Origin of the sequence: Methylobacter arcticus (assembly GCF_050917435.1) — a bacterium.
GTDB lineage: Bacteria > Pseudomonadota > Gammaproteobacteria > Methylococcales > Methylomonadaceae > Methylobacter_A > Methylobacter_A titanis.
In genome coordinates this window covers 516,011-542,246 of the sequence record NZ_CP159583.1, presented here as the reverse complement: position 1 = coordinate 542,246, position 26,236 = coordinate 516,011, and the positions used below count along the sequence as shown (strand labels likewise).

27 protein-coding genes are annotated in these 26,236 nt (G+C 45.7%); 3 read left to right on the top strand and 24 right to left on the bottom strand.

Going from position 1 to position 26,236, the window contains the following annotated elements:
- The first annotated feature begins 172 nt into the window (after positions 1-172).
- Positions 173-967 carry a cytochrome C assembly family protein gene (locus ABXJ76_RS02680; RefSeq protein WP_432743857.1) on the top strand — a complete coding sequence of 265 codons (795 nt, stop codon included), beginning with the start codon at positions 173-175 and terminating at the stop codon, positions 965-967.
- Positions 968-1,046: 79 nt separating this feature from the next.
- On the opposite strand, the gene ABXJ76_RS02675 is transcribed toward ABXJ76_RS02680, so the two are convergent.
- Positions 1,047-1,241, bottom strand: coding sequence for a hypothetical protein (locus tag ABXJ76_RS02675; protein ID WP_432743855.1), 195 nt, complete (start codon positions 1,239-1,241; stop codon positions 1,047-1,049).
- Between the two features lie 436 nt (positions 1,242-1,677).
- Between ABXJ76_RS02675 and ABXJ76_RS02670 the strand changes: the two genes are divergently transcribed.
- A complete protein-coding gene (locus ABXJ76_RS02670) occupies positions 1,678-2,505 on the top strand; it encodes a flagellin (RefSeq protein ID WP_432746420.1) in 828 nt (275 codons plus the stop codon).
- 117 nt (positions 2,506-2,622) lie between these two features.
- A complete protein-coding gene (locus tag ABXJ76_RS02665; RefSeq protein ID WP_432743853.1) occupies positions 2,623-5,130 on the top strand; it encodes a 6-hydroxymethylpterin diphosphokinase MptE-like protein in 2,508 nt (835 codons plus the stop codon).
- A gap of 122 nt (positions 5,131-5,252) precedes the next feature.
- Here ABXJ76_RS02665 and ABXJ76_RS02660 read toward each other — a convergent pair whose 3' ends face one another.
- The 23 genes from ABXJ76_RS02660 to dnaB all read right to left on the bottom strand — a co-directional run bounded on the left by ABXJ76_RS02660 (position 5,253) and on the right by dnaB (position 26,160).
- Positions 5,253-5,561, bottom strand: a complete 309-nt coding sequence (locus ABXJ76_RS02660) for a flagellar protein FliT (RefSeq protein ID WP_432743851.1) — start codon at positions 5,559-5,561, stop codon at positions 5,253-5,255.
- The gene (gene fliS / locus ABXJ76_RS02655) at positions 5,561-5,959 is read right to left on the bottom strand and encodes a flagellar export chaperone FliS (RefSeq protein WP_432743849.1); all 399 of its coding nucleotides are present in this window, start codon (positions 5,957-5,959) and stop codon (positions 5,561-5,563) included. Before fliS ends, ABXJ76_RS02660 begins: the two co-directional genes overlap by 1 nt.
- 2 nt (positions 5,960-5,961) lie before the next feature.
- Positions 5,962-7,341 carry a flagellar filament capping protein FliD gene (fliD, locus tag ABXJ76_RS02650; protein ID WP_432743847.1) on the bottom strand — a complete coding sequence of 460 codons (1,380 nt, stop codon included), beginning with the start codon at positions 7,339-7,341 and terminating at the stop codon, positions 5,962-5,964.
- 32 nt (positions 7,342-7,373) lie between these two features.
- Positions 7,374-7,796 (bottom strand): flagellar protein FlaG, encoded by a 423-nt coding sequence (locus tag ABXJ76_RS02645; RefSeq protein WP_432743845.1) that lies wholly within the window; start codon positions 7,794-7,796, stop codon positions 7,374-7,376.
- A gap of 69 nt (positions 7,797-7,865) precedes the next feature.
- Complete coding sequence (locus ABXJ76_RS02640) at positions 7,866-8,699, bottom strand: flagellin (RefSeq protein ID WP_432743843.1); 834 nt, start codon at positions 8,697-8,699, stop codon at positions 7,866-7,868.
- A gap of 81 nt (positions 8,700-8,780) precedes the next feature.
- Positions 8,781-8,903 carry a hypothetical protein gene (locus ABXJ76_RS02635; RefSeq protein ID WP_432743841.1) on the bottom strand — a complete coding sequence of 41 codons (123 nt, stop codon included), beginning with the start codon at positions 8,901-8,903 and terminating at the stop codon, positions 8,781-8,783.
- Positions 8,900-10,873 (bottom strand): hypothetical protein, encoded by a 1,974-nt coding sequence (locus tag ABXJ76_RS02630; protein ID WP_432743839.1) that lies wholly within the window; start codon positions 10,871-10,873, stop codon positions 8,900-8,902. Before ABXJ76_RS02630 ends, ABXJ76_RS02635 begins: the two co-directional genes overlap by 4 nt.
- A gap of 5 nt (positions 10,874-10,878) precedes the next feature.
- Positions 10,879-11,865 (bottom strand): hypothetical protein, encoded by a 987-nt coding sequence (locus tag ABXJ76_RS02625; protein ID WP_432743838.1) that lies wholly within the window; start codon positions 11,863-11,865, stop codon positions 10,879-10,881.
- Between the two features lie 29 nt (positions 11,866-11,894).
- Positions 11,895-12,737 carry an N-acetylneuraminate synthase family protein gene (locus ABXJ76_RS02620; protein WP_432743836.1) on the bottom strand — a complete coding sequence of 281 codons (843 nt, stop codon included), beginning with the start codon at positions 12,735-12,737 and terminating at the stop codon, positions 11,895-11,897.
- A complete protein-coding gene (locus ABXJ76_RS02615; protein ID WP_432743834.1) occupies positions 12,737-13,972 on the bottom strand; it encodes an ATP-grasp domain-containing protein in 1,236 nt (411 codons plus the stop codon). Before ABXJ76_RS02615 ends, ABXJ76_RS02620 begins: the two co-directional genes overlap by 1 nt.
- Positions 13,950-14,699: a 3-oxoacyl-ACP reductase family protein gene (locus tag ABXJ76_RS02610; RefSeq protein ID WP_432743833.1), complete on the bottom strand. Its 750-nt coding sequence runs from the start codon at positions 14,697-14,699 to the stop codon at positions 13,950-13,952. Before ABXJ76_RS02610 ends, ABXJ76_RS02615 begins: the two co-directional genes overlap by 23 nt.
- Entirely contained in the window at positions 14,689-15,675 is a 987-nt protein-coding gene (locus tag ABXJ76_RS02605) for a transketolase family protein (RefSeq protein WP_432743832.1), read from the bottom strand. Before ABXJ76_RS02605 ends, ABXJ76_RS02610 begins: the two co-directional genes overlap by 11 nt.
- A gap of 4 nt (positions 15,676-15,679) precedes the next feature.
- Positions 15,680-16,525, bottom strand: coding sequence for a transketolase (locus tag ABXJ76_RS02600; RefSeq protein ID WP_432743830.1), 846 nt, complete (start codon positions 16,523-16,525; stop codon positions 15,680-15,682).
- 53 nt (positions 16,526-16,578) lie between these two features.
- Positions 16,579-17,682, bottom strand: coding sequence for an FkbM family methyltransferase (locus ABXJ76_RS02595; RefSeq protein ID WP_432743828.1), 1,104 nt, complete (start codon positions 17,680-17,682; stop codon positions 16,579-16,581).
- 478 nt (positions 17,683-18,160) lie between these two features.
- Positions 18,161-18,601, bottom strand: coding sequence for a hypothetical protein (locus ABXJ76_RS02590; RefSeq protein WP_432743826.1), 441 nt, complete (start codon positions 18,599-18,601; stop codon positions 18,161-18,163).
- A 266-nt stretch (positions 18,602-18,867) separates the two neighbouring features.
- Positions 18,868-20,112 carry a class I SAM-dependent methyltransferase gene (locus ABXJ76_RS02585; RefSeq protein ID WP_432743824.1) on the bottom strand — a complete coding sequence of 415 codons (1,245 nt, stop codon included), beginning with the start codon at positions 20,110-20,112 and terminating at the stop codon, positions 18,868-18,870.
- A 7-nt stretch (positions 20,113-20,119) separates the two neighbouring features.
- Complete coding sequence (pseF, locus tag ABXJ76_RS02580) at positions 20,120-20,869, bottom strand: pseudaminic acid cytidylyltransferase (RefSeq protein ID WP_432743822.1); 750 nt, start codon at positions 20,867-20,869, stop codon at positions 20,120-20,122.
- A complete protein-coding gene (gene pseC, locus ABXJ76_RS02575; RefSeq protein ID WP_432743820.1) occupies positions 20,866-22,026 on the bottom strand; it encodes a UDP-4-amino-4,6-dideoxy-N-acetyl-beta-L-altrosamine transaminase in 1,161 nt (386 codons plus the stop codon). The genes pseF and pseC overlap by 4 nt, the downstream gene beginning before the upstream one ends.
- A gap of 11 nt (positions 22,027-22,037) precedes the next feature.
- The gene (gene pseB / locus ABXJ76_RS02570; protein ID WP_432743819.1) at positions 22,038-23,021 is read right to left on the bottom strand and encodes a UDP-N-acetylglucosamine 4,6-dehydratase (inverting); all 984 of its coding nucleotides are present in this window, start codon (positions 23,019-23,021) and stop codon (positions 22,038-22,040) included.
- A gap of 117 nt (positions 23,022-23,138) precedes the next feature.
- Positions 23,139-23,366, bottom strand: a complete 228-nt coding sequence (locus tag ABXJ76_RS02565) for a type II toxin-antitoxin system MqsA family antitoxin (protein WP_432743817.1) — start codon at positions 23,364-23,366, stop codon at positions 23,139-23,141.
- Complete coding sequence (locus ABXJ76_RS02560; protein ID WP_432743815.1) at positions 23,363-23,635, bottom strand: DUF4258 domain-containing protein; 273 nt, start codon at positions 23,633-23,635, stop codon at positions 23,363-23,365. Before ABXJ76_RS02560 ends, ABXJ76_RS02565 begins: the two co-directional genes overlap by 4 nt.
- A gap of 45 nt (positions 23,636-23,680) precedes the next feature.
- Positions 23,681-24,769, bottom strand: a complete 1,089-nt coding sequence (gene alr / locus ABXJ76_RS02555; RefSeq protein WP_432743813.1) for an alanine racemase — start codon at positions 24,767-24,769, stop codon at positions 23,681-23,683.
- Positions 24,766-26,160, bottom strand: a complete 1,395-nt coding sequence (dnaB, locus tag ABXJ76_RS02550; protein WP_432743812.1) for a replicative DNA helicase — start codon at positions 26,158-26,160, stop codon at positions 24,766-24,768. Before dnaB ends, alr begins: the two co-directional genes overlap by 4 nt.
- Between the last annotated feature and the right edge of the window lie 76 nt (positions 26,161-26,236).

Sequence of the window (26,236 nt, the reverse complement as noted above, 5' to 3'; positions counted from 1 at the left end):
GGATATATTAACATAGCCATTGAGGCCTTTGCATTAATCTCAAGGGAATTTGTGCTGCCCTGTAGATTCCGCCAGTCTTATCATGAGGACGCTGCCACTGCCCACCCGCATCCATTCAGGCAATAAGTCCACGCCGTTATCACTTGATCACAAAACCATACAAACAACCCTAATGAACACCACACTCGTTACTCTGTCAATTTGCACTTATCTGGCAAGCACGCTGTTTATTGCCCGAGATACCCATCTGAACAGACGGAAGCGTACACCGCTTTATCTGGCATGGACAGCAGTATGCGCGCACACATTATATACATCTATCGCTTTCCAGCAGAACGCCAGCTTTAATTTTAGCTTTATCAGCACCGCATCGCTGATTTCCCTAATTGTCGCCTTGCTGCTGCTGATAGCAACAATCACCAAACCTGTCGAAAAACTGGGCCTCGTTATCTTTCCGCTTGCAGCCATCATGCTGGTACTAGAGTTGAACCTGTCCGAAAAACCCCATCTACTGCACACCCACAACTGGCAGATGAGTATCCACATCTTAACCTCCATCATCGCCTTCAGTCTGCTCAACATTGCCGCCCTGCAAGCTATTTTGCTCGCCATTCAAGACCAGCAGCTTAAAAGCCATCCGCCCAAACGCTTTATCCAGTCATTGCCTTCCTTGCAAACCATGGAATCCTTATTGTTTCAAATGCTCGGTACAGGACTTTTTTTCCTGACCATTTCATTAATCAGCGGCTTTATATTTATTGAAGATTTATTCGCCCAGCATTTAGTACACAAGACCGTATTATCGATTATCGCCTGGATCATTTTTTCTTGTCTTTTGATAGGCCGATTGCGTTATGGCTGGCGAGGAAAAACCGCAGTCCGCTGGACTTTGGCCGGCTTCATTTTACTGCTGCTGGCTTACTTTGGCAGCAAACTGGTGCTGGAAATTATTTTAAAGAAAATCTGAACAAAAAAAGAGCAGCGTAAAGCTGCTCTTTTTTGCCAACCGGCTTGGTATGCCGCACTATCAACGCAAAATCAGTCGATCATACCCGCACATCAATACGTCCCGACCCCAATGAGCCAGAAGCCGAATCAATTAACTTTAATGCCGACTCCCCTTTAGCCTTTTCAAGATCCTGACCTTTCTTAACTACCGCGACCTCCACATCCTGCATCGCCGTCTTCTCTTTCATAAGAGCCGTTGCTAATCCCGGCGCACCGCCTACTGAACCTATCATAAAAACCTCCAAAATTTAGACATCAAAAATACTATCGACCTGCTCGTACAATACTTTAACTCACCCTTCAAATTTTTAATGCTTAATTTCAAAAAAGTCAGTTAAACCAAGCTTAGAGCAACACATGTTTTTCGATGCCTATCATTTCAGCGCCTACCTGAATTGGCGGTAACATCCTAAATTATATGCGGCCTATAAAGTCAAGATAAAAAATATAAACTTTGCAGCCAATTCCACATTGAGCGGCAAAAAACTGTCACTCATCCAAAAGCACTATTATTCGCCCTAGTCAAAAAACCGACTCCACCACCAACAATTAAATTAATTTTATTAAATTCAATGACTTAAAATTTATTTAACTTTTGGCATAAAAATAGCTTATAAAATTTCGACATTTACAATTTATTTTTCTACCAGGAGAACAACTATGGCCGGCATGGTAATTAACACCAACATTTCAGCACTCAACAGTCAACGCCAATTAAATAAGACTAACAATGACTTATCGACCTCTATGGAGCGGTTATCGTCCGGTTTGCGAGTTAATAGCGCCAAGGATGATGCGGCAGGACTGGCAATCAGTAACCGCATGACCTCGCAAATACGCGGCATGACCGTTGCCACGAGAAATGCTAACGATGGCATTTCCTTGGCGCAAACTGCTGAAGCGGCGATGGGCACCATGACTGAAACCATGCAACGGATGCGTGACCTAGCCGTACAATCGGCTAATGATGCCGGGGTAACAGCAGAAGATAGATCAAAACTACAAGAAGAGTTTGGTCAACTAAATAAGGAGTTAAGTCGAATTATTACCAACACCGAATTTAATGGCAAAAAGATCATTAACGGTTCCTTAAAGACCGGCTTAGCCGTTCAAGTGGGGGCTAATACAACTTCAGATAACCAGATAAAGATATCTATCGATAATTTATCGGCTACTATTGCCACTGTTACCACTACCAACCTTAGTGGTACGGCCTCTAAAGCTATTGCGGCGATTACTGCATTAGATGGCGCCATTAAAAAAATCGACACTTCAAGAGCCAAGCTGGGTGCGATTCAAAATCGTTTTACCACCACTATTGCCAACTTGCAATCTTCTATCGAGAACCAATCGGCTGCCCGCTCACGGATTACCGATACTGATTTTGCGATGGAAACTGCCAACTTGAGCCGAAATCAGATTCTGCAACAGGCAGGCACAGCGATGCTGGCACAAGCCAATCAATCAACACAGTCCGTTTTGAAATTACTGCAATAACATCTACACTGTGAGCATGTTGCACTCACTGCCTGACATATCCACAGCCAGGCACTATGCTTTCTAGCCAACCCGACACGGACTATTATGACCTCAACCACTTTTGCTTAAATATCGATGGCCGATACAGTCAAAACCAACGCCTTCGGCGACAGGTATTTGTACAATATCAATCGAGGTAGCTTTGATAAGGTCAGTGCGCAAGCTGTTTTCGATGCCGAATTCAGTAAGCGCTTACTACAGGAAGATTGCCTTAACATTATCATCGGCACTGACTCCGGCTTGTTACCTAAATACGTGCAACAACAGGGCATACCTTCCGGATCACGCTATATTTTTATTGAGCCTGAACAGGTTTTGGAGCAATTACACCAGCACCAGTTACTTGACAATCTCCCAGAAGAAATTATTTGCACGACACCGGCGCTATGGGAAGAACAGGCACATATCTTCAAAATAAACGAATACTCCTACATCAATAGCATTAAATCATTTAATGCCATCTGCGCCCAACAAGCCATTATTGACGATTATGCCGAACTAGGCTGGCAACTTACCGAAGCCTTGCACATATTACATTTTCGCTACAATACAACCATCGGTTATGAAGCCTTTATTAGCCGCCAACTGGAAAATATTGCCGAAAATATTTTACCGGTGACGTATCTGGCTAACGCCTATCAAGACAAAACTGTCATCATTCTTGCTGGCGGCCCCTCATTAACGACAGTGTTTCCATGGCTGCTGGAGAACCGGCGCAAACTGGTGGTTTTTTCGGTTTCACGAATTTCCCGGCAACTCATTAGCGCAGGTATTGAACCCGATTTTGTGTTTTCAGTTGACCCCCAGGATGTCAACATAGATGTCAGTAGGGAAATGTTTTTATTCAGTGAGCAAACCGTGTTTATAAACTCATACCACGTACAGCCAGGATTGATTAACCAATGGCATGGACAGAGCCTGTATTTGGGCACAAGACTGCCGTGGCAATCGGATCTCAATATTGCTAACATCCAGGGCACAGGACCGACGGTCACCAACTCAGCATTGTCTATGGCACATTATTTTGGCTTTAGCAAAATCCTGTTAGCCGGTTTTGATTTGTGCTTTACCAAAGAAGGCATCACCCACGCGCAAGGCAGTGACGAACAGTTAGCCGGTCCAAAATACAACTCAACGCCATTACAAGTTGAAATTTATAACGGCGAATACAGACCTACAGGTCAGGATTATCATGCGGCATTGCTAACACTGGAAAAACAGGCAGCGCAAATTAGCAGCAGCCACTGTGAAATCATCAACCTTGCGCCCACCGCCGCCAAGGTCGAGCATATTAGCCACATCCCCTGCACAGAAATCACCCTGCCTGACATCCAAGACAACGACATAAGCAGCGTAAAACAGCGTATACCGCAACTAACCGATGACTTATTGAATTCACATTATCAAGCCGTTATTAATGAACTAGAAAAAACCGACTTCCAAATAAAGGCTATCGCCAAACTAGCCAAAAAAGCGCTGGTTATCAATGAACGTATGTATAGCGCCGAAGGCAAAATTGAAAATTACAAAGACAAACGCGAACTGGATAACATTGAAAAACAGCTCAAGAGGAAATACCGTAAACACAGCAAATTAGTAAAGAAATTTGGCATACGCCAATTTATAAAAATTAACTCGCCACACGACTCCGACAACTGGGATGCAGAAAAAGCCAAAAAACTCGGTACGATCTATTATCAAGCCTACCAGTCAGGTGCAACTAAATTATCAACCCTAATTGATTCAGCTATAGCCCGCACCAAAACCAGACGAGAAGAACTTAAAGCAGAGCCAGACTTTTCCCGACTACTCGCACAATGGGATCAAGACAAAAGCTATCACCGCGCCACATTATGGCTACAAAAACATCCTCATGCATCTATTTCAGAACAAACGGCTTTAGCGTTACAAGCCTTTCAAGACCAGTTCAATCAAGTCATAACCACGCAAGATACTGCCTTCAAATCCAAAGTAGTCAAAAATTCCACCTTACTACTATTAAAAAGCAAAATAAAACTACTGTTTAAACACAGAAAAATCGACGAGTTAAAAAACCTCAAGCTAGGTTTTATTAATGACAGCAATCACGACAACAAAGAACCTTATCTATTACTGATCGAGGGTTATCTTGCCGAACTAGAAAATGATACTGAAGCAGCCCTCGTTCATTACAATCACATCCTTAATCTGGATCAGCCACCCCTACTTGAAGAAGCCTTACTGAGGATTGCCGCCATCAGCCTTGACTGGCAAGACCAACAAAACGCCTTTTTGGCTCTGGATTGCCTGACCCAACTGTCGCCTGTTTATCTGCCCTATCAAGCAGAATTGGCTCGAATCACCGGCGATCACCTACTGGCTATCGACAGCTATAACGCTTATATCAACTTTTTCCCGGAAGATACCTTAAGCAAGTTAAAACTAACCTCGCTCTATATTGACATCAAGGTTTATGAAGCCGCCGAATTGATGCTGGAGCATATTTTACAAACAACGCCGGATCTCGAATCGGCAGTTAGCTTAAAAAAGCAACTTGATGCGATAAAACAGGAAGAATCAAAAGCAATTACAGAAAAACCATGAAATAATTATTGGCTTTCTATGCCTCGGCAAGCGCTACAAACTCTTGCTCATTATGCCCGTTATGGGCAGTTTCGATTAAACGATTTACCTCGTTTTAGACAACCCCGCATAATCAACTCAAGTCATTCCGATTGGTACGCTCGAACAGCTTTTCTGTCATGAGCAAGTAACGCAGCTTGCTTTTGTAAAATCTCTTTTTGGCCTTGCACTATTGCCAAAAATTGCCTGTCTGTCGATTGTATCGAAGCCATCGTCTTGACAGCTAACTCGCGCTCCTGATCCGACAAAGCTAATGTAGATAGCTTGAGTAGCACTTCCTGCCGATTAACTAGCATCTCATTCAAGCCATCCCAATCGCCGGATTCAATAGCGGATGCAATAAGGTCGGCAAAATCGTCTAGCCGTTGCAATAATTCAGCGACAGTATTCATTACTGATATGTTTCAGGAATAGCATCCCAAGCTTGCTTAATTTCCCGCATCAGCACCAGCACCTCATCAAGGATTTCAGTGCTGTTCTGGGCACTGGCTTGAAACAAGCGCGCGTTAATATACTCATATAAACTCATTAAATTAGCCGCTATATCGCCGCCTCGCTCACTATCTATGCCATCCATCAAGCCTCCGACAATGGCGGAAGCCTTGGAAATCTGTATGCTTTTTTCCTCAAAATCGCCTCGATCTATACTGCCTTTTGATGCATTGACCCGCATCAGAAAGCCACTCATCAGCATCTGAATCAACTTGTGAGGCGACGCGTCATCAATTACTGTTTCAGTATGCATGGCGGCATATTTATTAGCATTATTCCTATACGCTAAAGCTGTCATCTCTAACTCCACTGATTTATTTGGTTACTTAAAAAAGAACCGGTTGATTGAAATCTTCCCACGGCTATATCCATCGCTATAAACTGTTTCATCAAGCCTTTTTGTACATTATCCAGGCGTAATTGGACGCTATCACGTTTATCGCTAAGTTGTTTTAACTGTTTGTTCAGTGAAGTTTGACGCGTGTCCAAAGCCCCCCCTGTTTGCAAGTATTGTATGACCTTAGCATTCAATCGGGTAGCAACCCCGTCACTGGATGAAAACACATCGCTCACCGATGACAAATTGGTAGCCAAGGCTTTATCAAGTTTACTGCCATCCATCGTCATCACGCCGCTTTTATCTATATCGATGCCGATGCTTTTCAGGGTATTAAAAGCGGCGTTTGCTGAAGTCACCGGGACACTGGTCTGTTGGCGCAAGTCATTTCTAATGTTTCGTAGCGTCGAATCACCCAATAACGCACCGTTGCTGCCACCGTCTTTGCCTGCAAACTTGCCCAGCTTTTCGGCTGTACTTGTCATCGTGTTATAAGCGGCCACAAAATCGGTAATGGTTTTTTTGATCGCTTCATTGTCCAGCTTAATATCTACGTTGACATCGGTACCCGGCACCGCTGATTGCAAATCCAGCGTCACGCCCTGTAACACATCGGAAATAACATTGCTGCTGCGGGTAACCGCCTGGCCATCAACCAGAATATTCGCATCCTTGGCCGCCTCCCCGGTAAAATTTGCCGGTGTCGATGAATCTAACCGCGCCAACCCAGCATCACCAACCACTGCCACAGAAAATGCATTCGCCAAACCGGTATCTTTAGCCGTCAACACCAATTTAGAAATAGTGCCCGTATTAGTCGAATTATTGACATTGATAATACTGGCGGTCACACCATTATTATCAGATGCACCGTTGATAGCGTCACGAATACCCGCCAACGTGTTATTGCTGGAATCAATCGTTAGCGAAAAAGGGGGAGTGTCACCGACCGCAAAAGTCATTGTGCCGGAACCTACCACCTCAGATGCCCCGGTAAATTCAGTCACAGCAACAGACTTTTGCGCTTTGGCTAAATTAGTCACTTGCACAGTATGCGAACCGGCTACCGAGCCTGCTCCAGCAGTGATTTTTACAATACCTTCATTACCGGACACGGCCTGATTGGTTTTAAATAAGTTTACGTCATTAAGCTTTCGCACCGCAGTCTGAAAAGTCGATAATGCACTCTTAAGGCTGCCCAGTCCGCTGACCTGTGCTTTTGCCGCCGTTTCTTGGCGCCCAATTGCATTAAACTGTGGCTGACCTTCAGCGGCAACTAACTGGCTAACGATGCCGTTGATGTCCATGCCACTGCCAATTCCTAACGACGATGAAATAGCCATAACCTTCTCCTAATCTTTAGCTTGCTAACCCGTTAAACCTTATCTTGAAGCATCGTTCCCTGATTATCACCTTCAAGCTCCTGCATTCTTCTGACAAATGCCAGCATGTCCTCGGATGGAATTTGTCGCACTAAATCGCCGGTCTTGCTGTCGATAATCTTGACAACAACCTTTTGCGTCGAATCATCTACCTGAAATTCCAGATTGCGATTTGCCGATTGAAAAATGGAGTTTCCTGTAGCTGCCGCCGATTTAACCGAGTCTAAAGAAGCCTCTTTTGCCTCGGCGTTTAAAGCCGCCGGTTGTGTTTTCAGAGCTTCTTTAGATGACTCAACGCCAACCTGCTGTTCTTTCGCTGTACTGGCATTGGCGGCAACCTCTTTCGAGTCATTTTGCTTATTTCTCAGAACCGGCACAGGAACAAGCTTCGATACATGAGTAATTTCACTGTTCATGACACCAACCTTCTAATTAATCTATTGAAAAAGGGAAGCATAGGCCTCCCTCGATTATTGCCATGATGCCTATCTGAGCAAACTCAGCACTGATTGCCCGCCCTGATTCGCTTGCGCCAACATCGCGGTGCCTGCCTGCTGCAGAATCTGATTTCGGCTCAAGTTGGCCGTTTCCTGGGCAAAATCAGTATCGGTAATCCGTGAACGGGCAGCCGATTGGTTCTCGATAGATGATTGCAGGTTGGTAATGGTGGTGGTGAATCGATTTTGAATCGCACCCAGTTTGGATCTTGCTGTGTCGATACTCTTAATAGCAGCATCTAACTGAGTAATCGCAGAAAGAGCCTTAGCGGCAGTAGAAGCAACTGTAGCGCTGGTAACCTTCACAATAGTGCTCGCTAAATTAGCGATAGAGATTTTTATCTGGTTATCTGAAGTTGTATTAGCACCCACTTGAACGGCTAAACCCGTCTTTAAAGAACCATTAATAATTTTTTTACCATTAAATTCGGTATTGGTAATAATCCGGGTCAATTCATCATTCAATTGTTTGAATTCTGTCTGTAGTTTATCCCTATCGGCTGCTGTCACCCCAGCATCATTCGAAGACTGTACGGCTAAATCACGCATCCGTTGCATGGTTTCAGTCATCGTGCCCATCGCTGACTCAGCGGTTTGTGCCAAAGAAATACCGTCATTGGCATTTCGAGTAGCAACGGTCATACCGCGTATTTGCGAAGTCATCTTATTGCTGATCGCCATCCCTGCCGCATCGTCTTTTGCCGAGTTAACCCGCAAACCTGATGACAAACGCTCCATAGAAGTCGATAAGTTATTGTTAGTGTCATTTAATTTACGTTGGCTGTTAATTGCCGCAACGTTAGTGTTGATTACCATGGCCATGATCTTATCCTCGTAATGTACTTATAAATACAGTTTATTAAAAACTGCCCTTTTAAATTCGTAATAATTATCGGCATACCGTTAAATTCCTTTAATTATTATTTTATTTTCCGAAAGTGTGAGGGCTATTTCTGATAAAACATCTGTGTGCAGGCTGGTCAAGATATTGATGTTTTTTACTGTAGCAGCAAAATTAATCATCATGCTACGCTCAACTCAATAGTAAACGGCACTAACCTGCCCCCCGCACATGACGTATCATCCAACTCACACAAAGAAAACGAAAGCCGGGTTAAATAACGTTCTTGCGCCCGCTGATGTTTCAGCATGGGCATAGCCGCGCACCCAGCCGGATTCCAGGCAAAAACAAGCCTGCGATTTGCAGCTCCTTTGATCACAAAACGCCCATCCGTTGCGCCAAAAGCGGCCGTACTTGAAACCAGCGTCGAAGCCGCATGACCATGATTAACTTCTTGATTGAGATGAAACACCTCAACTTCTGGCCCACCATTTACACAATGCACTGCCAAGGGCAAGAAAAGCGAATCCGGCAGGAGCGTCATGATGCCAACACGTACAATCCCCAATGGCCGTTCGAATAGCTTAAAGTTATAGCTCAGTCTTACCCGTTCAGACTTAACATCAACCACTATCTCTTTTCTCAAAATGCCTTGAGCCAGGGGAATACTTGCGCAGATTAATAGCTCAGCGCCTTGTTGCCGAACGCTGGGCGTAACCCATTCCAGATCGGTCACTCGACTACGCTCACCAGGTATCTCAATGAGCACTCCACCTGAGTAAAAGTCTGCGCCGAGCTCAATGGATCTAAAGTAACCTTGAGGCAAGGTGCCAATAACTGGCTCAAAGTGATGGGACTTGAAAGCCAGCGACTTGATTGCCAGGCCACGACGTGCGTTCAGGACAAGATGAACATGGGGCGTCTTGATCGTCCACAGTATTCCTTCTTCATCCTGATCAATCTTTACATCTTGCGGCAAGGTGATTTCACATAGAGGCTTATGAGGTTCGGCAGTGTCGCTAACTTCACTCCGAAAGTGTACCAGTCCCAATCGATGATTTAGGTTGGAAACGCGCTCGACCACATCATCCCAGCGCTCGATAGTGATATGGGTGCGAAGATCACTCGCCCACAATTCGCAGAGTTCCCGCCAGCTATCTTCAAGCGCGCCATCATCCTGCGTTAATGCCTGATATATCTGATGACAAGATGTGTTTAACCACAAGTCATCTCTTCCCGTCACCGCCCAGCGGTTGATATTGTACTTCGCCTGTTTTTTAACAGGAATTGGCTGACTCACCGAAGTCAATCGCCGGATATTCGGGCTTGGTATTGCCGCTTGCAGCGCCAACGCATCACCAGGACTCAGCCAATCTAGCGCAAGGTCTTCTTTTAGTCTGCTACATACCTGTTTAAGTCTTGCCCACTCTCCATCCGGATGGAGGCGCGATTCGGCTGTAAATCGTCCGGGACGGTAATCGAAGATCTCTGCGTCATTGCAATAAATGGGCAGCACGGCGCCGTCCTGAACAGCTCGTTCTTTCACATACGCCATGTATTCGGAGACGGGGATGTCCCCATGCACAACCCGTTGCAAGCGCTGAAACAAAATTGAATCAGACCACAACACGGGCAGCGATCGGTCACCACACCCCAACGCATGGGTTGGGGTTGCCGAGAGTGGAGCGTGACCCAAGCCCAGTGCCAGGCGCACATTGTCCCGATCTATGACGATGCCTTCGTAGCCAGCCTCCGCATACACATCCACCATCCCTGTCGAAAAGGCCATCTCATTCACCAAGGCAAGCTTGGGCATGACCCCAAGCAACTGCTGATAAACATCTGTTCCTAGCTTCTGGTTCCAGCGATTCACCTCGTAGGGCACCAACGGCCCAATAATCTGGGACCACCCGCTGCCTATCAACTCACACTGGCGATTTTTCAGCATACTGCGAAAGCGTTCCATCCATGACTTATCCAGCAAGGCAATCTGCTGTAAAGTCCAGCCGGTCAGCTCGATACCGATAGGAATGCCCTCACTCTCGGCCAACTCCAGCAACGGCCAATAGCAGTTGCGTATCACCTCAGGACGCGCTTCCGCCTTGATCGATGAAAACGCTAAATTAAGATGAAAGATTAAATAACCCTGCGCCATAATAACTAAGCTACCAATGCCGTTACGGCCCGTGCAAATTTATACCCACCCAGAACTGACAATTTCTGTCTCGCACGCAATGAAATCGCTGCTGCCAACTTGTCATCTGCCATCAATTCTTTCAGTTTAGCCACCGCCTCCACCTCATCCTTCACCACCAGTGCAACACCTTCTGCCTCAATCTCGGCCAGTTCAGCATCATCTTTGTTGCCGTATGGCGAAAACACAACAGTTGGTACGCCGTAATAAAGTAACTCAAAGAAACTTACACCATAAACAGTTACCGCATAATTTGCTGCCTGCATCAAATCGTCCAACCCAGATGGTGCTTGGTGATTCAGCATCGCAATTCGCTGCGTTAGCGGCCAAACCGGTTGTTGTGCATAGGGGCCAGTAACCCAGTCCAATTGAGTGCCATCGGGCAACGCCTCATTTAATAACGCCGGCCATGTTTCACCCAAGCCAGTGGCATCGGCACCTCCAGCCAAGACAAGGACTTGTCTTCCTGATTTCCATTCAATAGGTGGGTATTTCACATTCAGCAGAAAGCAATCCCATCCAAAGAGAATTGGAGCGGTGCCAGTTACATCTACTGGCGGCGAAAATCGAAACGATGGGATAAAAACCAAATCCAGATTATCACTATGACTATCGAGGCTATCCACGCCGATGATCTTGCGACCGTCCTGCCGTAAAGCCTTCAATAAACCGTCAATATCTGCTGATATCAACTGCGGATGCAAATCGAAGACTACAACCTGAATATCACTATGCCGGGCTTGCTGACGAATCGTATCAACCAGATTGTCTTCAAGCCCAAAAAACTTATGATCAAACTCAGCCAGATCGGGACGCTGGACCGGATCGCCCTGAATCAAAAGCTGCACATGCGCCCCAAGCTCTTGATGCAGAGCACGAGCTACCACGAGAGCACGCGCCAAATGGCCAAGCCCCAGCCCAGCGCCGGCATGACAAACAATCAAGACATTCATGCTAAATCAACCGCCCTGAATTATTTCCACTATGCACGAATCTCTTTCATCGGGCGCAATCCATCGGATGGATCTGCGCGCCACAAACGATCCGGCAATTCAGAGGGCACAGGTTCCTTGATGCCATTACCATCAGCCACAAAACCCTTTTCGACATCACGAATCACAGCGCCAATCTGCTCAGGCAGCCAACAATGCCCTGCACCATACTCCTCACCCTTGCCATCCAAATCAATATGAAATTCAATTACCCTGGCACCCCAGCGATGAATAGCACGATGGATAACAGCAGGCTCTACCGTATGATCAGACCAGCCGACCTCGCAGCCCGTCGCCTGCCGCAGGGTTTCAATCGCGGCAAGGTTGGCTTCTGCATAAGGCGTCGGGTACGCAGATGTGCAATGCAACAAGGTTGGCATTTGGCAACCATTCTGCTGAAGCACATCAACCGCATGTTTAATCTCATCAATCGTTGCCATTCCGGTAGAAATAATTACTGGCTTGCCGGTTCTGGCACAAGCAGCCAACAACTCATCCCAGAGTAATTCGTAAGAGGCTATCTTGTAAAAATCCACATACGGCTCAAGCTCAGCGACTGCATCCAGATAAAACGGTGTGCAGGAAAATTCTATCCCCAGCTCACGACAGCGCTGTGCCAGCTTGGGCACAAACTCCAACGGCAGCTCCCATTCTTTACGCTTACGGTGTTTTTCTGATCTCTCCAATATTTCCGGAGAAAATAACTGCTCAATCTTGAATAACTGAAACTTCACAGCAGTACAACCGGAACGAGCTGCTGCGTCGATAAAATCCATTGATCGTGACAAATTGCGATTATGATTACTTGAGACTTCGGCAATAAACTTGATCATTAAACAACCTCAACATGAACACAGCTCAGCGCCTGAGCCACTTGGTCCAGCACTTCATCGCGACTATCACCGGCAACGATCACATAACCAAACCTATCTGGATGCATACGAATTTTTGGCTGAATGTCACCCTGCTTACGGAAGAAACCATATGAAAGCAGCCCGGACATCTGCCTAAGCTTCTCTTCCCCCACTATGCGATTAATCTTCCCCTCGGGCGGGAACCAATAACGAATCGCCGTGGCACGCTGACATATCGGAATCAGTTGAGACGGGCTTACAGCCTCTCCCAGTGAATACGAAATAACCGCATCGACCAAATTGACTCCAGAAGCCGCTGGAATCTGATGGGTCGCAAACCAACCGCCTGAAAGGCGTGCAGCAAGCTCAATAATGAGCGGCTTTCCCGCCTTATCGATTACTATATCTCCCTTGATAAGGCCCTCATTAATCCCTAACGCAGATGCCCCCTGCAAAATCACATCATCCACAGCCTTTCTCATCTCGGCATCGATCAGAGCAGGAATCGTCCCCCCGTCTTCGATAATATTCGGCCTAAACTGCTCAAGACGTGAATAATTACGCTCTGCAATAGCGGGGGTGTAACATTTGCCGTCCAAAATAAACGTCTCGGTGGAAAGTTGCATACCCGGAATAAACTCTTCAAGAATCAAACGTCCAGAGTCACCCCAACGCATTGACTCTGCAAACGCCCATTCAAGATCGACACGGCTGTTAATCAGCAGCACACCCCGCGCACCTCGTCCATCAACGGGTTTTAAAACAAAATCTCGCCCACTGTTACTCTTTATTAAATTGCGTAGCTGCTCTGGACTATCAACACTTGCAAACCATGGACATGCGACATTATTCGATGCAAATTTCTCCTTCATCAACAGTTTATCCGTCACACACTTGGCCGCTTCCAAGCTGATTGAAGGCAGCCCTATTGCATGTGCCACTCGTGCTACGGTGTATGGAACATCGTTGGCAATCGTCATCACCCCGTGGATTGAATGTGTACCGTGAAATCTAACAGCCTCTCTCTCTGTCGCCTGGGCATCACGGGTAGATACGAGAATTTTGTGATCAGCAAATGCAAACCCTGGCGCATCCGGATCCATATCGGTGCCGATAACCGTCAGTCCACGTCGTTTCGCTGCCTCATATGCCGGAACCTGTTCAACGCCTGCCCCGATAATCATTAGCGTCTTAGCCAAAATACATTCCTCCATTGATATTTATGGTCTGGCCAGTGATGTAGGAGGCATCACTGCTAACGAGATAAACTACGGCGGAAGTAACCTCAGCGATATAACCTATCCGTCCAACAGGAATGTTTTTCACCTTTTCTTTCCCCGCTTCCGTATTAAGTTCCAATGCGGACATTTCCGTTGCAACAAGACCAGGGGCTACGGCATTAGTTGTAATCCCTTTTCCTGAATATATCTTAGCCAGAGAGCGCGTCAGGCCTATTAATCCTGCTTTTGAAACGGCGTAATGAACTTGATTCACCCCGCCCCACTGCCCGCCAATAGAAGAAATATTTACTATACGCCCCCAGCTCTGCTCAAGCATATCCGGCAATACTTCCTGTGCGCACACAAAAGCGCCGCGCAAGTTAACATTCAACATAGCATCCCAATCATTATCAGTGATGGTCCCAAATGGTTTTTCCTGCGCAATTGCTGCATTATTGATAAGGATTGATATACGCCCCAATTCCGATCGAACAGTTTGCAAAGCTTCACGAATACTCTTGCGATCCTCCATGGCCATTTCAACCACCAAGACCCTACCTCCATCAGATATGATCTGGCTTGCTGTCTCTTCAGCCTTTATTCGGTTTTCTCGATAAGTCAGTGCGACAGGATACCCCTCCTTAGCCAAAGCTAAGGCAATGCTTCGACCTATTCCTCGACTACCACCTGTTATTAGGGCAATTCGTTGCTCATTCCCCATGCTCTCGCCTCATTTTCCGAGCAATTACCTTTCGTACAGCCTCGGCAATATATGGTCCTGTCAGCTTATACTTTTCAGCTAACTCTTCAGGTTCACCAGACTCACCAAACTCATCCCTAACTCCAATGAACTCAATAGGGCAAGGTGCATTCTGAACTAACGCTTCAGCAACTGCCCCACCTAACCCTCCGATGACATTATGATCTTCTGCTGTCACAATAGCGCCCATTTCTCTAGAACACCGCACCAAAAGATCAATATCAATCGGCTTTATTGTTGACATATTTATCACTCGCACCGAAATACCTTCTTTTTCAAGGATTTCCGCCGCATCTAATGAACGCGCTACTTCAACCCCGCATGCGACAATCGCAACATCAGTACCATCACGAAGTATCCGCCCTTTGCCAATCTCGAATTGATAACTCTCATCCAGCACTCGACGCACTGGACTCCTACCCGTCCGCATGTAAACCGGTCCATCAAAATCAAGAATTGCCCGTGTAGCCAACCCAACCTCAAAGGAATCAGCAGGCGAAATAACCGTCATCCCTGGGATAGCTCTAAAGGCGGCAATATCCTCTAAGGTTTGAGCAGAGCCACCATCGGGCCCTACATCAAGCCCAGGATGGCTTGCAACAATCTTCACATTCCTCCGACAATACGCAACAGATAGGCGTACCTGCTCATAAGCTCTTAAGCAAAACACACCAAACGTTGTAACAACAGGAATTAATCCAGTACTTGCCATTCCACCAGCCGCTGCCACCATATTCTGTTCAGCAATACCAAACTGGTAAAATCTTTCCGGGTATTTTTTTAAAAAATGATGCATACCGGTTCCTCCGGCTACGTCAGCATCCAGAACAACAACATTCGTATAATGTTCAGCCAATTGTGTTAATTCTTTACCAAAAGCTTCTCGAAGAGAATCTCCAGAAGAACCTATTAAAGATGGTACATTTGTTTGTGTCATAGAATTAGCGCCAGAAAGTCCCATTTAAGTAATCTTCAATTTGCTCTTGATTTGCCCCTAGATCCTTTAGAGCATGCTTAAGCTGTTCGCTAGTGATCTTAACGCTTCCATGCCATTCCGGAACTCCCTCCATAAAAGAGACCCCCTTGCCTTTCAAAGTATGCGCAATAATAACACTGGGCTGTCCTTGAACTTTCTTCGCGTTATCGACTGCCGATCTAATAGCTTCCATATCATGTCCATCAATTTCCTGAACTGCCCAGTTGAAACTGCGCCACTTATCTACAAGTGGCTCAAGTCTCATGATATTCTCGTTCAAGTCATCACTCTGCATCTTGTTGTAATCAATAATTACGCAAAGCTTGTCCAGTCTAAAATGCGCGGCAGACATGGCAGCCTCCCATACTTCACCTTCCTGCATCTCACCGTCTCCCAAAATAACGTACACGCGAGAACTTATCTTCTGATGCCTTAAACCCAAAGCCATTCCGACGGCAACAGAAAAGCCTTGACCAAGTGAACCAGTACTTGTCTCGACCCACGGTGTATCTAACACATGAGGATGACCCTGCAAAGAACTGCCAAGCTTGCGAAGAGATGTCGCCTGATCCGGCTCAAGAAGACCCGATCGACCCGCTGCTGCGTAAATTGCCGCAACCGAATGGCCTTTGGAAAGCACCATCCTATTTCGATCCGGTTTTTGCCAATCTGGATATTTGTAACTAAGCTCATGTTCCCAAAGGAAAGCCACAATATCTGCACATGATAATGCGCCACCTGGATGCCCAGAATTAGCATGATAGAGGAGAGCTAATGCATCCCGTCTGATGATTTTTGAAAAGTCGGTCATAATTTCAAATGTTCTCTTATCTCAATTTTTCTTCATATTTATCAACATGAAAATTAGTCTGGTAAAGCTGCATAGCAAACACTAGCCATAAATTTTTGCGAATGATGCCCCATATATATATCTATGTTTCTATTAAGATCTTTCAAGCGTTGTGGAATTTTCCAAAGATCATCTGGTAGGTGATACGCAGAAACAGCGAGTCTTAATCCAGACATCCCTGATCTCAATGTTTCTGATGCACCTTCAATTACATGCATCTCAGCCCCCTCAACATCTAACTTTATAAAGTTAATGGGTTCTTTAAACCATTTATCTATTGTTACTGCCTCCACTAAAAATGTATTCGGAGAATCTAAAAAAGAGATCCTTGATTCATAGTGATTGTTGTTTGTAACAAATTTAAGATTAGTTTCTTCACTCCAAAGTGCTTTGAAGACGGGAATTAGCTTTCCATTGTAATTTTCAGATAGACGTTCAAGAAGTTTATAGTTAGTCGAATCACACTCAAAGCTAAATATCTTTGCTTGTTTTGCCAAAAAATCAAAAAATAATTGTGCTGAATCTCCAATATACCCACCACCATCAACAATTACATCATTAGTACGTGGCAACACATTAGGGTGCAAATATTCTGGAAAGCTTGATACTTTAAGTTTTAAAGGGTCAAGCGAACAGCGAAAGGCAATCAGCGAGTAAAAAATTTGTCGACTTTCATCATCCGCCAATAATTCAGAAATCTTGAGTATATCTTCTCTTGAATTAAGGATATATTTTGAATCAAAGTGACCTTTCCACCGGTTATAGTCGTCACAAAATCCAAAATAAAAATAATCATTTATGTTGTTGCATTTAAGTGTTATTGCAATATCAATTGCATAGTCACTTGCTATTAAAACAGTATCATCAGCCTTTATTGCATCAACTGAAACAATTTCTATATCATGCAAATATGAGCCATGTTTTTTAATATCTGAATCTATAAAATATTTTATTGCAATTTCTGGATAATGTTCCCGCAAAAATTGATAAGCATGGTTGCCACTGGAACCTGATCCAAATATAATCACACTCTTTTTGTTTTTAAATAAACCATCAATAGAAAAATTTTGATTGGTTAATAAATTCCCTAGGGATATTTCAAACTGCTTATTGTTCATGCCCAGTGCCTCACTAAATTAAAATGGCAAGCATTTCTAACCTTCGTTTTTTTGCAACTATAAAAGACACCTTTGACAGTGTCATCAGCGCCACATTGAGCAAGAGATCAATCATCTAACCCACTACACAAAAGCATATACGCCTAATAACTCACTCAAATTTTCTATTTAAACCCAAATTCAACTCAGATGGATACTCTTCCTTAAGCCACTTCATTTTCTCCCAATCGAACGGGCACCTCTCCTCTAGCGTTAGCATGTCTGAGTCATCAGCACCAGAGGCGTTAACAATAGGAAACCCTATATTGGATATCATTAATTTATTTAGCAAATGCTCTTTTCACCACAAAACAGCTGACGCCCACCTATGAGGAGCCTCCCATCCGGAAGAGTCAGCAATTGAATGCCCTTCTCGCCCTTCGTTCTGCTCAAATATATAATGCCGCCAGTTATCGTCTCGAAGTATCTGTCTATACACCTACACCTTAACTTGTTCCGGTTTCGCGCTACTGCGAGCCAGATGCCCCCAATTAGCGCAATATTCAATATTATCCAAAATAACAATTGGCTGGCTATCAAGTGTTATAATTTTTTCTAATACTTTTTTTCTTGCAATACCATCATTCACAATAAACGACCAGTTTGTGAAATTAAAAATATTATCACCAATCTCACTGTAATCTTGAGCCTTTATTATGGTCAAATCATTATTTAAAAATTGGGTTATGTTGAGACTATCTTTATCCGTAATATTTACCTTATAACCCAATTTTCCGGCGATCTCGCTTAGCTCCTCGATGTATGCATCATCGCTTTCAACAGTAAGCACTTTGGTGTCTTTTTGAAGGAAAAAAAAGTAGAATTCCCCCCACCCCATTCCAAAACACTCAAGGGACCAATTATTAGCGATGAGTACCATTTAAAAAGGTTGTTTAAGAACTGGACACAACCATCTGTAAAAAGGGGGGTAACTCTGAGTTTCATTTTTATTCCTCTAAAAATACAGTTTACTTTATCACACAAAAATCTCTATTCCGGGGCAGTACTACAATGGGCGCAACCTCAATCGCCCACCAGAAAACACATTGATTAAAAATGTGAATTTTTCATGCACCTCTTTAAAAACACGTCTCCCTGCAAATTTATAGCGTACATCCAACTTGTTACGCTAATGCAAATCCCGTGTTAATAAACAGTTACGTAATCATATAACCGTTTCACCACAGAATCCGGCACATTCATACTGGCAGCAGCCTTAGCAATATTTTCCTGACCGCCATAACTTGAAATCACCAGCAGACAATCATCCCACTCAACCTCCTTAAGGATATTTGGATTGAGTATGGATAAACCACGCCAACTCTTACCTTGTTTTATAGGGTCGCTATCCACGACTATATATTCACACTGTATATCTTGCAGGAACAATGGGGTAACTTGATAGAGAAACTCACTATGCATCCCCCCCCCCCAAATCACCATACGTGATGTCCTCGGCCAGGATTCAATTTTCCGTGCCACTTCGGACAGATTTCGATACCAATTTTCAAAGTATTCAGATACTCGCGTCCGATCAGATACATCCCCCATAACCTCAATAGAGGAGCCTCCTGGTTTGGCTAGGATGCGGTGACCGTCGTAATCTGACATCTGCTGTCTTTCCAACACCTCCCAACCTGCTCGACTCATAAGTTCACCAAGACTATGTGCGCTGAAATGCGTCATATGCTGAGCAGAAAGGAAACCATTAATATCGTTATTTTTACCGTATTCAAGAATCGGGACTTCGATAATAAGCCGTGTTTCCTCATGCGATATTGATCGCAAGTGACGAAGCACTTCGACTGGATTCGCAAGGTGCTCCAGAACATGAAACATGCTGATGACATCAGGTTCAACTGGACACTGGAAAGCTTCAAATGCACCATGTATGAGCTCAACACCATCCAAACCATATCTTTCTTGACCACGTACAATCGCAGGCGCATCTATATCAATCCCAATCCGTCGGATACTTTTTGGCAATCCACTCAAAAAACGCCCGTCATAACAGCCCGCATCCAGAAATATCTTGCCTTCATCCAGCAAGCCCCGAACGCCCATCCAATTAATTTGTTCTTGCGGTCGGCCTTCAGTTGAGCCATAAGATTGTCCCGCCTCCGCAAACAAGTAACCAAAGCCACTGCTTGTGTAGCAGGGGTTAAGATAAACGGCATGACAACTCTGACACTGAACCTCTCGAATCTGTGCACGTTTCGGTTGTTCTTCAGAATCACTGTAGAATTGAAAATCATCGAACACAAGCAAGGTTCGACAATGAAGGGTGCCACAAATAGGGCAAGGACGATGTACGGTTAGCGCCGGACTGGTATGGTTGCCGACAAAACTGTCTATTTTTGCCCACGGTAGATTAAGTGACTTGTTCTTCATTTCCAAACTACTCCTTAGTTAAACGTTGAAAACCAGCGTGCGGATGCTCAACACTGCCAACTGGATGATCAAATCTGCGCCATGCATCAAACATCAGCTCGGCGCACTGCCAATCTTCCGTTGTATCGATGTCCTGGACTTGATGCCGGGGCAGAATCAGCGGTACGGCAGCATCTGAAAACGCTGGCACGTCATTCAGAACAGCATCGGTTCTTGCCCAGTAAAATTGGCCGGCATCGTGATAGGCAGGCTCCAAGTCTTGTGACCGTGTCATTAAGTGCTCCGGCTGAAACATTGCAACACCACCGCTCTCGGTAATCCTGATAGCGCGCTGAATGGGAAACGGAAAGCTGGTCACCGTAAATGCAATCTGCTTACCCGTCTGCAAAAGTAACTCCACCCCCCTAATCAAATCGGCAGGCTTTATAAACGGGGCTGTGGCGTAAATGGTGCACGCAAATTCAGATTTACCGATATGCTTTAACGACCATTCAACCGCATGCTTAACTACAGCACCTGTACCCACATAATCATCAGACAGCTCAACAGGCCTCATGAAAGGTGCCTCTGCCCCCCACTGTTTAGCCACTTCAGCAATTTCGGCATCATCGGTGGACACAATGATATGGTCAAACAGACCTGATGCCTTAGCAGCTTCAATCGACCATGCAATCATGGGCTTACCGCAGAAATCCTTGATATTCTTACGGGGAATACGTTTACTGCCACCACGGGCCGGAATAATAGCTATTTTCATACTGTTACTGCCTTTCTCAATGCCAATACCACCTGATTTTGCTGTGTTTCAGTCAATCCGGGGTATATGGGTAAACTGATGGCCTCTCCATAATATCGTTCCGCTTCCGGACAATAACCTATTTTGAAGCCCATCTCCTGATAATACGGCTGCCAGTACACCGGGATATAATGCAGGTTTACACCTACACCCTCCGCTCGTAATAGTTCGAATAACTCACTGTGCGTCTTGTTAATCGCATTTAACCGCAACCGAATCACATACAAATGTAGCGCGGAATAACTATCCGAATGTTGCCACGGAATCGCCACGGGCAAGTGACTTAACAAATCATCATAGCGCTTGGCGAGGGCATGGCGTGTGGCGACAAATTCATCTAGGCGCTGCATTTGGCTCAAACCTAAAGCCGCCTGAAAGTCGGTCAGGCGATAATTAAAACCCAGTGCAATCTGTTGATAGTACCAAGAGCCATCGGCATCGTGCGTCATCTCGCTGGTTTCGCGGGTAATACCATGACTGCGCAATAACTGCATACGCCTTGCCAATCCGGCATCGTTGGTTAGCGCCATGCCGCCCTCGCCGGTGGTGATGATTTTGACCGGGTGAAAACTAAACACGGTAATATCCGAATAACGGCAATTGCCTACCGATTGGCCGCGATACTGCGCACCGATAGCGTGAGAGGCATCTTCAATAATGTTAAAACCGTATTGCTGGCTTAACCGGTGAATCGCTTCCATATCGCAAGATTGGCCGGATAAATGCACCGGGATCACTACTTTTGGCAGATTACCTGTTTTTTCTGCCTGAGCCAATTTGGCTGCCAGGCATTCGACACTGATGTTATAAGTGCGTGGATCAATGTCGACAAAATCAACATCAGCGCCGCAATATAAGACGCAATTGGCACTGGCAACGAAAGTAATCGGACTGGTCCAGACGCTATCGCCTTTGCCGACGCCCAGCGCCAAACAGGCAATGTGCAAAGCCGAGGTCGCGCTGTTAACGGCACAGGCATATTGTGCCCCGCAATAATTTGCCACCGCGCTTTCAAAAGCAGGAACAGCAGGGCCTTGTGTCAGAAAATCCGAACGCAATACCTCAACCACGGCCTGAATGTCAGCTTCACTAATCGTTTGGCGACCGTAAGGAATCATAAGGAATCTACTTAAACCAGCTGCTTTTGCACTAAATCGCGCAATTCATCCACCGTTAAAAACTGCTCGTTACTGCCGCTGTTGTAGCAAAATCCGGGCGTCACAATTTGCGCGCCGGTTGTTGCGCAATAGTCTTCGATGGAATAATGCCCGCCTGCCGGCAAAATAGCGTAATAAACACCCAAGTCGACGGTGTTAAAACTATCGCTGGCAGTAATCATTTCTTCATGGATTTTTTCACCGGCACGCAAGCCGATTATTTTTTGTTCGCACTCGGGAGCAATCGCCGTAGCGACATCGGTAATGTGATAAGACGGAATTTTCGGCACCAGCACTTCCCCGCCCCAAGCGTTCTCAAGCGCCCACAACACCATATTGACGCCGTCTTGCAAACTGATGTTAAAGCGCGTCATGGCCGGATCGGTAATCGGCAAGATGCCAGTCTTGCGTTGCTCAAGAAAAAACGGCACGACCGAACCGCGACTGCCCATGACGTTGCCGTAACGCACGACGCTAAAACGAATATCACGATGCCCTTTGATATTATTGGCGGCAACAAACAGTTTGTCTGAACACAGTTTGGTGGCGCCGTATAAATTAATCGGTGCCGCCGCCTTGTCTGTAGACAGCGCTACTACCCGTTTAACGTCGGTATCCAAACACGCTTCAATCAGATTTTGCGCGCCAAGTACATTGGTTTTAATGCATTCAAAGGGGTTGTACTCAGCCGCAGGCACTTGTTTGAGCGCTGCCGCATGAATGACAATATCAACACCTTGCAGAGCCCTACGCAATCGATCTTGATCGCGCACATCACCAATAAAATAACGCATACAAGAGGCATTGAATTGCTGCTGCATTTCAAATTGCTTTAGCTCATCACGGGAAAAAATAATGAGTTTCTTCGGTTTATAGCGTTCAAGAATGGTCTTAGTAAAATGCTGACCAAAAGACCCCGTACCACCGGTGATCAAAATAGATGTGTTATCAAACATGATGCGTCCTTATTTGTACCGTCAGATACAGATAAATGTAAGCCATTGACCTTAAGTGCTTTGTATTTAAATTTGAATCGCACACCGTCTTGTAACTTTAAAATCGGCAAAATCAACTTATGCAGCTCTATACTGCCGCACATCAATTTGTACGCCTTGGGCAATCGCCAGTTCAGCTTGCTTAATAATTGACTGGGTAATGTTATCGGTAAAGTATTCTTCACCGCAGTTATTACAAATTTGCGCTGGCACACCCTTGAATACCAAAGTTGCGGCATTTTTTTCTAATGTGATACTTGCTGTGCCAGTCATTGTGTCGCCGTGTTTACAAATAGGGCATTTCATAAACGCTTCCTCTTGAAATTGTCTTCCCAAAGCATAGGCTCTGGATGATAAGCCGTAATGATAATGATCTCTCCATCATCGGTTTCTGCCGTTAAAATATGTATAGGTTTAGTGCCGATCCAACCCAATAATAATTGACTCGGATAAGGCCTATCATCGGGATAGCTAGCAATAATGTCGCCGGTAGTTAAAATTTCGCGAATATCCTCGTCTGATATGCCCCGCTCGAACATGCGTACGATGGCGTGTTTTCTATAAATCAGCTTCATTGCAGCAATACCACATAGTCGCAAGCAAGCTGAAATAACATCAACCTAGCAGTCATGTTGTTTTTCAACCAGCTGTACCCGTTGGGTAACACCACACACCAGAGTATAAGGTATGGTATCGGCCCATAGCGCAATTTCTTCAACCGGCAAGTCTTCGCCCCACAAGGTTACCGGATCGCCGGGTTTGGCGTCGGACTGGGTTTCCAGATCAACTGTCATCATGTCCATTGATACCCTACCGATCAGCGGCACGAGTCGGCCATTAATCAACACCGGCGTTCCGGCTTTGGCGTAGCGCGGATAACCGTCGCCATAACCAATCGCCACCACGCCCAGCGTTGTAGCCTTTTCACAGCGCCAGGTACCGCCGTAACCGACGGTATCGCCCGCATCGACTTGCTTGACGGCAATTAACCGGGAGTGCAAGGACATAACCGGTTTCAGCCCCAGTTGCTGTCCTGTTGCATCGGAAAACGGCGATATCCCGTACAACATAATGCCGGGGCGCACCCAATCGCTTAAGGAGGTCTCCCAACCTAGGATAGCCGCAGAATTAGCCAGACTGCACTCACCGGGTAAACCGGCAACGGTTTGCTTGAATAAGCTGATCTGTTTTAGCGTTTTATTGTCGCTTATATCATCGGCATTGGCAAAATGCGTCATCAAGCTGATCGGCTGTTTTATCAGCGGGCAGTCGCTTAAGCGCTGATAAACCTCGTGGATCTCTTCCGCCCTGAAACCTAAGCGATTCATGCCGGTGTCGAGCTTTAACCAAATAGCAATAGCCTGTTGCCCTGCTCCAGCGTTGAATATATCCAATTGGGCTAAGCAATGCACTACGGAATCCAATTGGTAATGCTGCATTTCCTGTAACTCTTCGGCGCAGGTAAAGCCTTCTAAAACGGTAATCCTGTGACTAAATCCCGCCTTGCGCAAGCGAATGCCTTCGTCAACTCTGGCGACGGCGAAGGCATCGGCATTTTTTAATGCTTCGGCAATGCGTATCAAGCCATGTCCGTAGCCATTCGCCTTAATAACGGCCATGACTTTGGCGCCTGGCGCACAGTTATGTACTTTATCCAGGTTATGCTGGAGTGCATTCAGATTGAGTTCCGCATAAGCTGCAGGGATCATTCGTCGTCTCCACGGCCATAATAGGTTCCGGCAAAATTCTCAAAACGGGTATATTGCCCCAAAAAGGTCAGCCTGACGGTTCCCAGCGGGCCGTTACGCTGTTTGCCGATAATGATCTCGGCGATACCTTTATCGGGACTGTCTTCGTTATAGACTTCGTCGCGATACACGAACACGATCAAATCGGCATCCTGCTCGATTGCCCCAGACTCGCGCAGATCTGACATCATCGGACGTTTATTGGGGCGTTGCTCCAGATTACGGTTAAGCTGGGACAAGGCGACCACGGGAACATTCAACTCTTTGGCCAGCGCCTTTAAGCCTCTGGAAATATCGGAAATCTGCTGCACCCGGTTTTCACCGCTGGACGGCGATTGCATCAGCTGTAAATAATCCAGCACGATCAAGCCCAGTTGGCCATGCTCACGCGCTAAACGTCTGGCTCTTGAACGCACTTCGGTCGGCGTTAATGCAGGAGTATCGTCGATGAATAACTTGGTTTCAGCCAGTATATTGATGGCCGAGGTCAAGCGCGGCCACTCATCATCCTCCAATTTACCGGTTCTGATTTTATGCTGGTCAATACGGCCTAAGGAAGACATCATCCGCATCGCCAGCGAATCTCCCGGCATTTCCATACTGAACACCGCAACCGGTTTATCACCTTTAATAGCAATATTTTCGGCCATGTTCATCGCGATTGTCGTTTTTCCCATCGACGGACGTCCCGCCACAATGATTAAATCGGCAGGTTGCAGACCCGAGGTCAATTCATCGAAATCGGTAAAACCGGTAGCCGCTCCGGTGATGGAACCTTCCTGTTCAAACAGTGTTTCAATTTTATCGACGGCGCGCGCCAGCAACGATTTAATGCTTGAAAATCCGCCCTGCCCTCGTTGCCTTTGTTCGGCAATTTTAAAGACTTGACGCTCGGCATTTTCAAGCAGATCGGCCGTCTCGCGGCCTTCGGTATTGAAGGCCGAATCTGAAATCTCGGTGCCGACATGAATCAACTGCCGAAGCACCGACCTGTCCCTGACGATATTCGCGTAAGTCACTATATTCGCGGCGCTGGGCGTGTCTTTTGCCAGCATGCCTAAATAGGATAGCCCGCCGGAATTCTCCAGTTCACCGATTGATTCCAGCGATTCCGATATGGTTATCACATCAAAAGGAATCTGTTTTTCGGCGAGTTGCTCAATGGTCTTAAAAATTAGCCGATGATCTCGGCGATAAAAATCGCCTTCTACCACCTTGTCGGATACAGAATCCCAGGTTTGATTATCCAACATTAATCCGCCCAAAACCGATTGCTCAGCTTGTATGGAATTGGGAGGGACTTTTAAAGCATCCAGTGAATAGTCACGATCAAACGAATAATTTTCAGACATGGTTCATAGCGATAAAGATATTAATGGCGGGTTCAACTCCGAAGTGCAATCCTGGTAATTTGGAATCCGCTTTCAA